We start from the raw sequence: 13,342 nt of genomic DNA, 5'->3' as shown, positions 1-13,342 counted from the left end.
ACATAGGGCACCGCTTTTGCGGCGCCAGCCCCCTTATCCGAGCCGAACGATGTGCTGGTCCCAGGCGACGGGGCTGCGGATATCGTTGAAGGAACCGCCATAGGAGGAGACCGCCAAGCCCTGTTTGCCCGGCGCGACGCCCGCCGCTCCCGGCACGGGCCGTTCGCCAAGGACCGCGCCCGTCCTTGCATCGAGGCTCACCGCGAGCCCGCCCTTCGGCGAGGTCAGTCCGACGATCCCGTCCGCCCGGTTGACGGCGATCGCTCCGACATAGTTCGCAAGCCCTTCCGTCACGTGCTCCGGCAGGTCCACGAAACGCAACTCTTCGCCGCGGGCCAGATGGCCGACGAGGGGCGGACGGGCATTGCGCGCTCCCTCCCACTGGCACGCGAACCAGATCCGCCCGTCCTCCGCCAGGGCGATGTGGCGGGTGGAGAGCTGGCGCAGCGAGGTCGGCAGTCTGTGCTTCTGGAGGAGCCGCCCGTCGCGGGCCCCGAGCAGCACCAGCGAAGGCTCCATATGGTCGAGGTTGAGCTTGGCGCGGCCGAAATCCGGATGGGTTTCGATGCCGCCATTGGCGATCACCAACATCGAACCATCGTCGGAGACCGCCATGTCGTGGGTGCCTATCCCGTGCGCCTCTAATTCGCCGACGCGCCGGAACCGGTCGCCGGCATCGTAGATGCCGATCATGCCGCGGTTGGCGTCGAAATCGTTCTCGCTGGCATAGAGCAAGCTCCCGCCCGGCGAAAAGGCGCCGTGCCCGTAGAAGTGACGTCCTTCGGGAGCGGTGATGACGACGGGTTCGGCCGTTCCGAACGGGTCGGTCGCAAGGGCGAATGTTCCCGGGCGGCGCGCAAAGGCGACGAGCCTGAGGGTCGCCCGGCTGAAGGCCATGCCGTGGGATCGGGCGGGAAGCCGAGTGCGGTCGATGATCTCGCCGCGCTCGGATACCGTGGCGATGCCGAAGGAGCCATCCGGCGCGCGGAAGCCCGAGGCGTAGACGGCGTCGGCCCGCTCCAGCGCCAGCAATGAACGGGGGGCGAGCGTCGCTGCAAAGCCGATGCCGGCAGCCCTCATGAAGCTGCGGCGGTCCATGAGGTCGCTCCGCCGGCGCATCGTCAGTCGCCGTCCGAGAATGAGAAGCCGGAGGTGAGGCCGATGGCGCTGCCGTAGTCGTCGTTCAGCCGGTTGATGAGGTCGCGGCCATTGACCAGCACGAAGTCCAGCTTCTGGCGTCCGGCGGGAGCCCCGACGATGGCTTCGACGTCGGGGTGCAGGGTCTTCACGACCCGCGACAGCGACTTCAGCACGAAATCGATGGAGCCGATGATGGAGTGCTGGTCGGAGGGGAGCAACTCGACCAGTTCCGACGTGAGGACGAGGTCCCTCAGTCCCTCCAGGTTTCCGTCCACCATCGTCCAGGTGTTCTGCGATCGCCAGAAGATCGCCTGCTTCGGAAAGGCCGGGCGGTCCGCGCCCTTGTAGAAGGTCTCGATCCGCTGGTCGCGCACCATCTCGGCGCCGTGGACGAGAATGCCGAGCAGGGCGGTCATCGCCTCCTGCTCCGTGCGGAACAGGGGATTGTCCGGGCCTGGTTGCTTCCAGTGGCGTTGCACGCCGTCCGGCGCGTCCCAAAGCACCACGAGTTCAGACGCGATCTCCTCGATGTTCTGTGCCACGGCGCGCCCGTAGCGGCAGCGGAAGTCTCCTTGCCGGGTGGCGAGGTTCTCGGAACCGGTTCCGGCAAGCACGAATTCGAGCGCGCCGAAGCCCTGCATGGCGACGCTCTTGCCTTTCAGGCCCGCGGCTTGCGTGGCGGACTCGTCCGAATTTGCCAGCAGCGCCTGCACCTGCTTCAGCCCGGTGCTCTTGCGGTCCGGGTAGAAGAGGATGCGCTCAAGGCGGTTTTCCTCGATGGCCGGCCACGTCCGGACGATTTCGATCCTTGCCCAGCTTCGGGCAGCCTTAGCGAAACCTTTTCTCGCGACGGCGAGGGTCGTCGGAGACGGGGTCCGGCAGAGCGCGTCCATGTCCGCGGCGAGCTCGACGGCTTCCCGGTGAAAGTTTCGATATCCGGGGCGGATGAAGCTGTCGACGGCCTTTTCGACCACCTGACGGACAGCTTCCGGCTCCGGAACGGTGCGGCTCGTCGCCCCTTCCTGTGCCGTGGAGGCGGAAACGAAAGCAAGAAAAGCCATGGCCGTGGCAAGCGCTTTCAACATCAGAGCGACTCCAGGAAAGCGATCAGCGCAATGCGGTCATCCTTGTCGAGTGCGGCGAAGGCGTCGCGGGCGGCCTGCGCCTCGCCGCCATGCCAGAGGATCGCCTCGGTGAGATTGCGTGCCCGACCGTCGTGGAGGAAGAAGGTGTGCTCGTTCACGGTTTCGGTCAAGCCGATGCCCCAGAGCGGCTGCGTGCGCCATTCCTGCCCTCCCGCGACGCCTACCTGCTGCCCGTCCGCCAACCCCTCGCCCATGTCGTGCAGCAGGAAGTCGGAATAGGGCCAGATCAGCTGGAAGGCGTGGGCCTTGTTCTCCGCATCACGACGGGTGACGAATTTCGGCGTGTGGCACGAGGTGCAGCCGGCTCGGTAGAACAGTTCCTTGCCCTTCAGCACCTTGACGTCGCCAGGCTCGCGCCTCGCCGGCACGGCAAGGTTTTCCGCGTAGAATGTCACCAGTTCGAGAACCGGATCAGGCGCCTCCGTGGTTCCCAGTCGCTCCTGGACGCCGGACGGGCGGGCAAGGCAGTCCGCCTGTGCGGTCGTGCAGTCGCCGTGGTGGAAGGGCGCATCGGGATTGGAAATGCCGAGATCGCCGACGAAGGCGGACGCCGATTGGTCGCGGATGGAGGCGTTCTGCGCCTTGAACCCGAAGCGGCCGAGCTTGAGCTCTTGCGTGCGATGGTCGCGCACCAGGGCAGGCTTGCCGGAAATGCCGTCGCCGTCGGCATCGTCCGGGTCGGCCTTGGCAAGGATATCGGCCTCGTGGATCGCCTGGATAAGGCCCATCCCGATCATCGGCGGAGCAATCCGCGGCGACAGGGTCACGTCCGGCTCGAGCGGGCCGTAGTTAAGGTTTCTGACGGAATAGGATGGCTTGCGCAACGACACCACCTCGCCATCGGCAAGCGTCACGGGGATTTCCTCGTAGGAGATCGCCATGGTGCCTTCCGACCGGAGGCCCGGAATGGCGAGGTCCTGCAATTGCTTGCCGTAAGTGACGTCGGGAAAGTTCAGCGCCTCGTGGCGGGCGACAAGGGCCGCTTCCTGCTCGGTCCTGGCCGGGCGGGCGAGCCTGAGGAACATGGATGTCGCATCGGCAGATCCCTCCGGCGGGTGCCCGCGACCGTCCTTCAGGTGGCAGCTCTGGCAGGCCCGGGCGTTGAACAGGGGGCCAAGTCCGTCGGAGGCCTGTGTCGAAGAGGGCGAGGAAACCCAGAGCTTGCGGAACAGCGCGTTGCCGAGCTTGAACTCTTCCTCCTCCGCGAAAGTGAGGTTGGCGGAAAAATGCGAGAAGGCATCGCCGTTAACGATCGCCTTGGTGGTCGCAGCCCCGCCCTGCATGGTCTCGAAGTTCTCTGCCCTGGAGAATTCCGCCGTGGGGCGGGTTACCCCGTCCACACGCTTCCTGTCCTTCGGCGACAGGTCCGTGCGTTCGGTCGGAAATACCGGGCCTTCGCCGGTCGCGACGAGCGGCGACAGAACGAGAGCACCCGACAGTATCGGGAATAGCAACAGGCTCGCCTTAGGTGCTCTCATCGCGGCACGAAGCCGCCGCGAACGGGCGGCTTCCTCCCTTTCTTACTGGAAAACGGCGTCGGGATTGTCGAGGCTGTCGGAGCCTTCAAGCTCGATCGTGCCGAGTTCCAGCGACGCGATCACCCGCTCGATCGATCGTGTCTGGTCGATCAGGCCGTCGATCGCCGCCTGGACCAGCGCATTGCCTTCGACATTGCCCTCGCCGATCATCTGGTCGTAGGCCTCGCCACCCTCCGCCCGCGCGGCCATGGCGTTCATGGCGGCAAGGGTCGCGTCGAGCTTTTCTCTTACCTCCGTGTCGAGCGCCGCATCCCGCGCCGAGACGAGGTCGGCGATGGACGGGCCGGTCATCTTCGTGCCGTCGACGCGGGTATATTCCCCCGTATAGGCCGAGGCGATGCCGACGGCATCGTTCAGGTGCGAGGCGTGCGTGTTGTCGGAGAAGCAGTCGTGCTCCTCCTCGGGATCGTGCAGCAGGAGGCCGAGCTTCATGCGCTCGCCCGCAAGCTCGCCGTAGGAAAGCGAGCCCATGCCGGTCAGCATGGCGCGGATGCCCGTTTGCGGATCCGCCGCGACGCTCTTGGCGGCTTCGCCCTCAGGTGCCCAGGCGGCGACCATTTCCTCCAGGTCGGAGATGAGCAGTTGCGATGCCGCCTTCAGGTAGGCGGCGCGGCGATCGCAATTGCCGTTGGTGCAATTTGCCTTGTCGAAGTCGGTCGGGGGCCGCGTGCCGGCGCCAGCGTCGGTACCGTTCAGGTCCTGGCCCCAGAGCAGGAACTCAATTGCATGATACCCGGTCGCGACATTGGCCTCGATCTCCCCAGCTTCATGCAGGCTGCGCAGAAGGTCCGGCGTGATCTGGCTGGCATCCAGTTCCTCGCCGTTCACGTTCAGCTTGGGGTTGGCGATGATGTTGGCGACATAGAGCGTGTTCTCGTCGCTCTCTGTGCCGTAGGAGGCATCGACATAGTCGATCAACCCCTCATCGAGCGGCCAGGCGTTGACCTTGCCTTCCCATTCGTCGACGATGGGGTTGCCGAAACGATAGACTTCGCTCTGCTGATAGGGGACGCGCGCCGCGATCCAGGCGTCGCGGGCGGCCTTCAGCGTATCATCGCCGGGATCGGCAATCAGCGCGTCGATGGCGGCATCCAGGGCCTTTGCCGTGGTGAGGGAATCCTCGTACTTGGCATGCGCCAGGGCCGCATAGTGCTGGACGACGCCAGCCGGTTCCGTGGCAGCGGCAAGCGAGGGCACGGATAGGGCCGAGGAAGCGGCCAGAAGCGCGAACGCCGCGCCGAAATACGTCTTGCGGATCATGATCCCTCCTTCGGCAGCCTCTTCCCTCGGCTGCACCGGAAGTGCATGACGCAAATGAAAACTGGTGTCAAACTATCTAGTTTAGAATGGTTTTCGTATGCTCTCGACGATTGATCATCGTCAATTCGCCGAGGACGCCCTGCGCACCCTGCAGAAGAAGAAACCATCCGTACCGGTGCTTGCGGGCGTCAGCGTCAGCATCTTTCCGTCCCGGCTGCGGGGGCGCGGTGTCTCGCCGCCGAACAGGCTGCTCCATCCCGCCATGGCCTCCTGGGGCGAAAACTCCGGGTGCTCTTCGCAGAAGCGTTCGATCTGGCGATCATTCTCTTCCGGCAGAACCGAACAGGTGACATAGACGAGGCTGCCGCCGGGCCTGACGAAGGCCGCCGCGTCGCCGAGCGCCTCTTGCTGCTGTGCGATCCGTTCCTCGATATTGCGGGACGTCAGCCGCCATTTCGTATCGGGCCGCCGGCGCCATGTGCCGGTCCCGGTGCAGGGCGCATCGACGAGCACGACATCCAGCTTTTCCCTCAGCCTGTCGAGCTGGCGCGCGTCGTCATGGACCTGCACATTGCGGGTGCCGGCGCGGCGAAGGCGCTCGACGATCGGGGCCAGCCGCTTGCGGTCGGCGTCATAGGCGTGCACCTGGCCCTTGTTGTTCATCGCGGCTGCCATGGCCAGCGTCTTGCCGCCGCCGCCGGCGCAGAAGTCGAGCACCTGCGAATGCTCCGGCGGCTGGATGAGATCGGAAACGATCTGCGAGCCTTCGTCCTGCACTTCGAACCAGCCCTTCTGAAAGGAGAGCTCGGCGGTGACGTTCGGCAGCCGGGAGGCCCCTTCGCCGGCCGGAATCCGGATTCCGTTCCGTGCGATCGGGGCCGCAACGGCGCCGGCGCGCTCGAGCGCCTTGACGACCTTGTCGCGCGATGCCTTGAGCGTGTTGGCGCGAAGATCGAGCGTCGGCCGTTCCGCAAGCGCCTTCGCCTCGCTCAGCCAGTCCTCGCCGAAGGCGCCTTCGAATGACGGCTGGACCCAGTCCGGGATGTCGCCCTGAACGTGAAGGGGAGCTTCGGCGAGATTGCGGGAGGAAAAGGCGGAGAGATTTGCTTCGGTCGGGAGGGGCGGCGCGAAACGGTCGTCGGCGAATTCTGCGGACAGGGCCTCGGGGGAGAAACCCCATTGCCGGATGAGAACCGCATATGCGAGCGCCGACGGCGCGTCGTCGTCCATGAGGAAGGCATGGGAGAGGCGCATGCGCAGCGCGTCATAGACGATGTTGCCGATTGCGGCACGGTCGCCTGAACCCGCGAAGCGGTGGGCGAGCCCCCAGTCCCTCAGCGCTTCGGCGACGGGGCGCCGCCTGTCTTCGATATCCTTCAGGACATCGATGGCTCCTGCAAGCCTTCCGCCCAATCGCATGTCAATCTCCGCTCCGGTTGAACCCGCCTGTGCGGGTCCTAACCATCATCGGCGTCAAGAGCAAGTGCGCGCGGCCTCAGCCGCCCTTGACGCCCTTGCCGGAGGCCTTGCCATTGCCCGCCTCGACGATCTGGTAGCAGACCTGGGCGGTGCCGGATCGGACCATGCCGATGTTGTGGGCTGCGGCTTTCGAGACGTCGATGACGCGGCCCTTGATGAACGGCCCGCGATCGTTGATGCGGACGATCACGCTCTTGCCGTTGCGTTTGTTGGTAACCTTCACCTTCGTTCCGAAAGGAAGCGAGCGGTGGGCGGCGGTCAGCATGGCTGGGTTCATCCGTTCGCCGGATGCCGTCTTGGAGGTCAATGCATACCAGGAAGCGTGACCGCAACCGGGTGCGGCGTGAGCGGATGTGGAGCCGAAGGTCGCGAGGGCAGCAAAGGCCGTTGCCGCGAAAATCGAGCGTCGAATGATCGTCAAATCTGTAGTCCCCGTCGGTAGTTCCCGCACAAGCTGTGCGCAGTCCCAAAAAGCACGGCCAAATTTGGCGAAAAAAGGCACAACGCGATCACGGAATGTTACACAATGCAACATTGTGAGTTACATCGACGGCTATGTAGCTTCCATGCCAGCGTAGAATTTTGGGCAAGCATGCCCAGAATTCCGCGGTTAAGAGGAACTACGTTTCGTAACTCGCTGACGGAGGCCTGAGATCACGAAATCCGTGAATTTTTTTGCTAAAAGGGCTCAGAGATCAACCGGGAATGGGCAAAATTTGACAGGAATGTGGCAGGCCGGTGCGTCTTTGTTCCCGCACATGCCTCGAAAATGAATTTTTCATCCGCCGGGGCTAAGGTCATTTTCATCCCAGGAGCGGCTTTCCCACAACTGCCGAAGCGACATGCGGTAGTCCGGGAACTGGAACTGAAACCCGAGATCGCGAATCCTCCGATTGGAAATCCGCTTGTTCGAACCGTAAAACGATCGCGCCATCGGGGTCATTTCGGCCGTCTCGAACAGCTCCTCCGGAGGCGGCTCGACGCCCATCAGCCGGGCCGCTTCGGCTATGACGTCCTGCGGAGGGGCCGGTTCGCTGTCCGTGACGTTGAAGACGCCGCCACGGAAGGAGCGCGCGAGAAAAAGCGTAGCGCGGGCGACGTCCTCCACCCGGATACGGTTGAAAACCTGGTCCTTCTTGACGATCCGCCGCGCCGTCCCGCGCTGGAGGTTCACGAATGCGTTGCGGCCGAGCCCGTAGATGCCCGACAGCCGCAATACGGCGACCGGTACGCCCATGGCGCTGCCCGCGGCGAGCCATGCCTGCTCTGCCTCAAGTCTTTCGCTGGAACGGCCAGGAGCAGGGGTGCAGGGGGTATCTTCGTCGGCCCAACCCCCGGCCTGGTCGCCGTAGACGCCCACGGTCGAGAGATAGCCCACCCAGGCGAGCCTCGGGCAGAGCGTCGCGAGGTTTTCGCCCGCAAGACGAAGCAGGGGATCGCCGGCCGCGCCCGGCGGTATGGACTGGACGAGATGAGTTGCCCGCGAAAGTGCATGCCTCAACGACTCGTCGAGGCCGGTTCCGTCGAAGACGAAGGCGTCTACGTTCTGCGCGGCGAGCGCCCGGGCCTTTTCGAGCGTGCGGTTCGTTCCGGAGACCGTTGCGCCGGCCTCGAGCGCAGTTCTGGCAATAGCGAGGCCCGAATAGCCGCAGCCGAGGATCATCATCTCCATCACGCCGCTCCCGCCAGTCGCCATTCCTCAAGCACGTAAGGGTCTTCCTCCCCCGCGCGCGAACGAGCGAACCGCTCGAAGTCCTCCGGCGTCATCAGCCGCTTGAGCGCCCAGACGGCCATGCCGCGCACCACCGGTGAGGCATCGTCTGCAAGGTTCAGGCACGGCTCGATCAGCGCCGCATCCTCGGAGTTCCCGGCCGCCAGCAGGGTATTGCGGATGAAGCGATCCCGGCCGATGCGCTTGATCGGAGAGCCGCTGAAGAAGCTGCGGAACTGCGCGTCATCGAGCGTCATCAGGAACGAGAGCGCCGGCGCCTTCAGGTCTTCCCGTGCCTTGAGCTTCATCTCCGAGGCGCTGGCCGCAAACTTGTTCCAGGGACAGGCCGCCAGGCAATCGTCGCAGCCATAGATCCGGTTGCCGATCAGCGGGCGCAACTCGGGATCGATCGGTCCCTTGTGCTCGATCGTCAGGTAGGAAATGCAGCGCCGCGCATCGAGCCGGTACGGGGCGGGAAAGGCGGCTGTCGGGCAGGCGTCGAGGCAGGCCCGACAGGAACCGCAATGATCGGTCTCCGGCGCATCAAGCACGAGGTCGGCGGTCGTGAACAGGCTGCCGAGGAAAAGCCATGACCCATGGCTGCGGCTGACGAGATTGGTGTGCTTGCCCTGCCACCCCAACCCGGCGGCCGCCGCGAGCGGCTTTTCCATCACCGGGGCGGTATCGACGAAGACCTTCACGTCCTCGCCCGCCCGGGCGGCGAAGCGCGTCGCGATTTCCTTCAGCCGGCCCTTGATGACGTCGTGGTAGTCGCGATTGCGGGCATAGACGGATATTGCCCCGCGATCCTTATGTGCCTGCAGTTCGCGCGGGTCTTCGTCAGGGCCGTAGTTCATTCCGAACATGACGATCGACCGGACGTCCGGCCAGAGGGTGCGGGGATTGCCGCGCCGATCGCGGGTCTCCTCCATCCATTCCATCGTGCCGTGATGGCCTTCCGACAGGTAGGTCCCGAGACGGTCGGCCGCTTCGGGAATGCTTCCGGCATGGGTGATGCGGCAGAGGTCGAAGCCCTGGGCCCCGGCTTCCTCCTTGATGAACGCGGTCAGCTTTTCCCGTCGCCTCGCTTCGGCGTCGGGGCGCTCCGCAGTGATCTCAGAAGTCGAGGTCCGCATAGTGGGAAACCGGTGTAAGGCCGCGCACCCTTTCGGCCAGCAGCGGTCGGAAGGATGGACGGGATTTCAGGCGTTGATACCATTCCTTGGCGATCGGCGTCTCGGTCCAATCGATCTCCCCGAGATAGTCGAGGACCGAAATGGAGGCCGCGGCGGCCAGATCGGCATAGGTCAGGCGCTCGCCCGCAAGCCAGGGACGCGAGCCGGCAAGCCAGGAGAGGTATTTCATATGCTGGCGGATGTTGGAGCGCGCGGTCCGCAAGGCCTTGGAATCGGGTGCCCCGCCGCCCTGTGCGGCCGTCATCTGCAGCTTGTAGACGCGTTCGCGAACGAGCGGGCGGGTGACGTCCTGCTCCATCTTGACGAGAAACCACTCCGTCAGCCGGCGGATCTCGGCGCGCTGGAAGGGATCTTCCGCAAAAAGCCTCCGGTCCCGCTTCAGCACGCCATGGGTTTCATCGAGGAATTCCATCAGCACCGTGGGGCCGCAGAGCGCACGCATGCTGTCGTCGACATAGACGGGAAGCGTACCGGCGGGATTGAGGGCGAGGAATTCCCGGCGCTTCTCCCAGGGCTGTTCTTCGACAAGCTCCGCTGGAAAGCCATATTCCGACAGGATAAGCCGGACGAAGCGGGAGCTGGAAGACATGGGATGATGGAAGAGCGTGGGCATGGATACGTGAGCTTTACAATTTTTGTGTAGGAGGGGCGGGCTGCTTCGCGTGGCGCCGCAATAGCCCAGCTATATGGTTTTGGTAAGGGGCAAGGCAAGCAAACAGCCGGTTGCGGTTCGCAACATCATGCCGGCTGACCATCAAACAAAGGGTGAAGAATGCCGGATCAATCAATAGTCAGCGCTCTCGTCCTGGGGGTTATCGAGGGTCTGACGGAGTTCATACCCGTGTCTTCGACTGCGCATGTGCTTCTCGCCAGTCATTTCCTGGGGTTCAAATCGCCCGGCAACACCTTCGCGGTCCTGATCCAGCTGGGCGCAATCCTGGCGATCCTGCTCGTCTATTTCCGAAAGCTCCTGGAGATCGCCCTGGCCCTGCCGACGTCGGCAAGGGCGAGACGCTTCGTGCTGACGGTCCTGCTCGCCTTCCTGCCGGCGGCGGTCATCGGGTCCCTGGCACACGGGTTCATCAAGACCATCCTTTTCGAGACTCCGGTGCTGATCTGCATCGTGCTCATTCTGGGCGGCTTCGTACTGCTCGCGGTTGACCGCATGGCGATCCGGCCGAAATACACGGACATCATGGATTACCCGCCGTCGCTTGCCTTCAAGATCGGGCTGTTCCAGTGCCTTGCCATGATACCCGGGACGTCGCGTTCGGGCGCCACCATCGTCGGCTCGCTGCTGATGGGAACCGACAAGCGGTCGGCCGCCGAATTTTCCTTCTTCCTGGCCATGCCGACGATGCTCGGCGCCTTCGCGCTCGACCTGTACAAGAACCGGGACATCATTCGCGCCGAGGACGGGGTCGTCATCGCGGTGGGCTTCGTTTCCGCATTCTTCATGGCCCTGATCGTCGTCCGCTCGCTCCTTGATTTCGTTTCCAGCCGGGGCTACGCCCCCTTCGCCTGGTGGCGGATCGCCGTGGGAACCGCAGGCCTGATCGGCTTGCTGCTGGTCGGCTGATCAGCGGCGGTCAGTGTGGTGGTAGGCGACGAAGTCGTAGCCCGCCATCAGCAGCGTGATCGCGAACAGGATGCCGAGGTCGAGGCGCGGCACCCGCCAGAGGAAGATGAAGAGGAATGCGCATAGGGTGAGAAAGGCAAGCGTGGCCAGGATCCGGTGCATTTCCTTATGTCCTTTCCAGTATCGAACGTCAGATGCCGCCGCGGTTGATCCGCGACGGCAGGCGTGAGCGTCAGCGCCCGTAGACCTGGTCCGGCAGGTAGAAGACCAGTTGCGGGAAGAGGTAGACGAGCACCATGCTGACGATCACCAGCCCCATGAACGGCAGCATCCCCCAGAAGATCTGCGTCAGCTGCACGTAAGGCGGCGCGATGCCTTTCAGATAGTAGGCCGACATCGCCATGGGTGGCGACAGAAAGGCCGTCTGCAGGTTGAGCGCGACCAGGATGCCGAAGAACAGGGGATCGATCCCGAACATCGGCAGGAGCGGCAGGAAGATGGGCACGAAGATCACGATGATCTCCGACCACTCCAGCGGCCAGCCCAGGATGAAGATGATCAGCTGCGCCAGCAGGAGGAACTGCAAAGGCGTCAGGTCGAGCCCTTGCACGAAGTTCGAGATGACCTGCTCGCCGCCCAGATAGGCGAAGACCGAGGCGAAGGTGTAGGAGCCGACGAACAGCCAGCATACCATGGCCGAGGTGCGGATCGTCAGGTAGACGCTCTGCCGGATACGGTCCCACGTGAGTGCCCGGTAGGCTACCGCAAGCACTAGTCCGCCGAGTGCGCCGATCGACGCCGCTTCGGAAGGGGTCGCCAATCCGAACAGGATCGACCCCAGCACCGCCAGGATCAGGAACGCGAGCGGGAAGAAGGACGTCAGGAGCATGACGAAGAGCTTGAGGAAGGGCACGTCCGGCACTTCGTCCTTCGTCGGCTTAGGCGCCACGCTCGGCTGAAGGATCGAACGGATCACCACATAGGCGAGATACAGGCCGAGCAGCAGAAAGCCCGGGATCAGCGCGCCGGCATAGAGACGCACGATCGAGACGCCGGAGGTTGCCGCATAGACGATCAGCATGATCGACGGCGGGATCAGGATGCCGAGCGTTCCGCCGGCGCAGATGATGCCGGCCGCGAACGAGTGGTTGTACCGGACCTTCAGCATGGCCGGGAAGGCCAGGAGGCCCATCAGCGTGACCACGGCACCGACAATGCCGGTCGCGGTGGCGAACAGGCCGCAGGTGATGAGTGCCGCAACCCCCATGGAGCCCGGAAGGTTCTTCGAGGCGACGTTGAGGGTGCTGAACAGCCGATCGACGATGTTGGCCCGCTCGACGATATATCCCATGAACAGGAAGAGCGGGATGGCCGTCAGGACATCGTTGGCCATGACCGAATAGGTCTGGTTGACGAAGAGGTCGAAGATCCGGTTGTTGAAGAAACCCTCGATCCAGAGGCTGGTGCTTTCCCACCAGCCCGCGCTCTCGTCGAGACGGTTGAAGGCCCGCCACATGCGGCCGGGCTCGTAATAGGCGTAGTAGCCGAAGCCGATCCCCATCGCCATGAGCGTGAATGCGATCGGGAACCCCAGGAAGATGATGAATATGAAGAGGCCAAGCATGGTCATGGCCACTTGCGGATCAGTCATTCTTTCCCCCGGCCAGTTCAGCCTGCTTTTCGCGGATCAGGATCGCTTCGGTTTCCTCGACATCCACTTCCGCTTCGAACCAGTAGCCGTCGCGGATGCAGAGGATGCAGCGAAGCACCTGTGCGATCCCCTGGATGAACAGGAGGATGCCTGCGGCAACCATGACGCTCTTGAACTGATAGATCGGGATGCCGGCGGGGCTGTTGATGCTGACCTCGCCGTAACTCCAGGATCGGGCCGAGTATTTCCAGCCGGTGAAGATGAGCGCGGTGACGCCCGGGAAGAAGAAGATCAGATAAAGCACCAGGTCGAGAATGGCCTGTGTCCGGGGCTTCCATAGCCGGTACAGGAAATCGCCGCGGACATGCCCCCCGAGCGACAATGTGTAAGCCCCGCCCATCATGAACAGCGTGCCGTACATGATGAAGGAAAGGTCGAGCGCCCAGGGTGTCGGCCGGTTGAGGAGGTAGCGGACGAAGACCTCGTAGCTCGTGGCGAAGGTCATCAGGATAATCAGCCAGGCGAATGCCTTGCCGAACCAGGCCGACGTCGCGTCGGCGAAACGAATGAATGCCACCATAAGGGACGTCTTTCCGTGTCGGGTAAAAGGCGGCAGGGGCAAGCCCCTACCGTTTCAATGCCG

The 13,342-nt window shown here is 63.9% G+C and carries 13 protein-coding genes; 1 reads left to right on the top strand and 12 read right to left on the bottom strand.

Translation table 11 applies throughout. The annotated features are described in order from the left end of the window. Positions 1–33: 33 nt before the first annotated feature. From ACWGPT_RS03645 to ACWGPT_RS03605, 9 genes are all read right to left on the bottom strand, one after another. Positions 34–1,098: a DUF1513 domain-containing protein gene (locus tag ACWGPT_RS03645; RefSeq protein WP_452604224.1), complete on the bottom strand. Its 1,065-nt coding sequence runs from the start codon at positions 1,096–1,098 to the stop codon at positions 34–36. A gap of 23 nt (positions 1,099–1,121) precedes the next feature. Beyond that, the gene (locus ACWGPT_RS03640; protein WP_452604223.1) at positions 1,122–2,225 is read right to left on the bottom strand and encodes an imelysin family protein; all 1,104 of its coding nucleotides are present in this window, start codon (positions 2,223–2,225) and stop codon (positions 1,122–1,124) included. Next, positions 2,225–3,763 (bottom strand): di-heme oxidoreductase family protein, encoded by a 1,539-nt coding sequence (locus ACWGPT_RS03635; protein ID WP_452604222.1) that lies wholly within the window; start codon positions 3,761–3,763, stop codon positions 2,225–2,227. The genes ACWGPT_RS03640 and ACWGPT_RS03635 overlap by 1 nt, the downstream gene beginning before the upstream one ends. A 42-nt stretch (positions 3,764–3,805) precedes the next feature. Further along, entirely contained in the window at positions 3,806–5,083 is a 1,278-nt protein-coding gene (locus ACWGPT_RS03630; protein ID WP_452604221.1) for an imelysin family protein, read from the bottom strand. Positions 5,084–5,203: 120 nt separating this feature from the next. After that, positions 5,204–6,502, bottom strand: coding sequence for an RsmB/NOP family class I SAM-dependent RNA methyltransferase (locus ACWGPT_RS03625; RefSeq protein ID WP_452604220.1), 1,299 nt, complete (start codon positions 6,500–6,502; stop codon positions 5,204–5,206). 76 nt (positions 6,503–6,578) lie between these two features. Further along, on the bottom strand, positions 6,579–6,983 hold the full coding sequence (locus tag ACWGPT_RS03620) for a septal ring lytic transglycosylase RlpA family protein (RefSeq protein WP_452604219.1): 405 nt from the start codon (positions 6,981–6,983) through the stop codon (positions 6,579–6,581). 357 nt (positions 6,984–7,340) lie between these two features. Then, on the bottom strand, positions 7,341–8,234 hold the full coding sequence (locus ACWGPT_RS03615) for an SDR family oxidoreductase (protein ID WP_452604218.1): 894 nt from the start codon (positions 8,232–8,234) through the stop codon (positions 7,341–7,343). Further along, entirely contained in the window at positions 8,234–9,409 is a 1,176-nt protein-coding gene (gene queG / locus ACWGPT_RS03610; RefSeq protein WP_452604217.1) for a tRNA epoxyqueuosine(34) reductase QueG, read from the bottom strand. Before queG ends, ACWGPT_RS03615 begins: the two co-directional genes overlap by 1 nt. Further along, positions 9,390–10,082 (bottom strand): glutathione S-transferase family protein, encoded by a 693-nt coding sequence (locus ACWGPT_RS03605; protein ID WP_452604216.1) that lies wholly within the window; start codon positions 10,080–10,082, stop codon positions 9,390–9,392. The genes queG and ACWGPT_RS03605 overlap by 20 nt, the downstream gene beginning before the upstream one ends. Before the next feature lie 159 nt (positions 10,083–10,241). Here ACWGPT_RS03605 and ACWGPT_RS03600 point away from each other — a divergent pair, with 159 nt between their 5' ends. After that, entirely contained in the window at positions 10,242–11,048 is an 807-nt protein-coding gene (locus tag ACWGPT_RS03600; protein ID WP_452604215.1) for an undecaprenyl-diphosphate phosphatase, read from the top strand. On the opposite strand, the gene ACWGPT_RS03595 is transcribed toward ACWGPT_RS03600, so the two are convergent. The 3 genes from ACWGPT_RS03595 to ACWGPT_RS03585 all read right to left on the bottom strand — a co-directional run bounded on the left by ACWGPT_RS03595 (position 11,049) and on the right by ACWGPT_RS03585 (position 13,279). Further along, entirely contained in the window at positions 11,049–11,210 is a 162-nt protein-coding gene (locus tag ACWGPT_RS03595; protein ID WP_452604214.1) for a hypothetical protein, read from the bottom strand. A 70-nt stretch (positions 11,211–11,280) separates the two neighbouring features. Then, positions 11,281–12,699 (bottom strand): TRAP transporter large permease, encoded by a 1,419-nt coding sequence (locus ACWGPT_RS03590; RefSeq protein ID WP_452604213.1) that lies wholly within the window; start codon positions 12,697–12,699, stop codon positions 11,281–11,283. Further along, positions 12,692–13,279 (bottom strand): TRAP transporter small permease subunit, encoded by a 588-nt coding sequence (locus ACWGPT_RS03585; protein ID WP_452604212.1) that lies wholly within the window; start codon positions 13,277–13,279, stop codon positions 12,692–12,694. The genes ACWGPT_RS03590 and ACWGPT_RS03585 overlap by 8 nt, the downstream gene beginning before the upstream one ends. Positions 13,280–13,342: the final 63 nt, after the last annotated feature.

This window comes from Pseudorhizobium sp. NPDC055634, assembly GCF_053618655.1.
The sequence above is the reverse complement of the archived record's forward strand: the minus strand, read 5'-3'. Positions and strand labels throughout refer to the sequence as shown.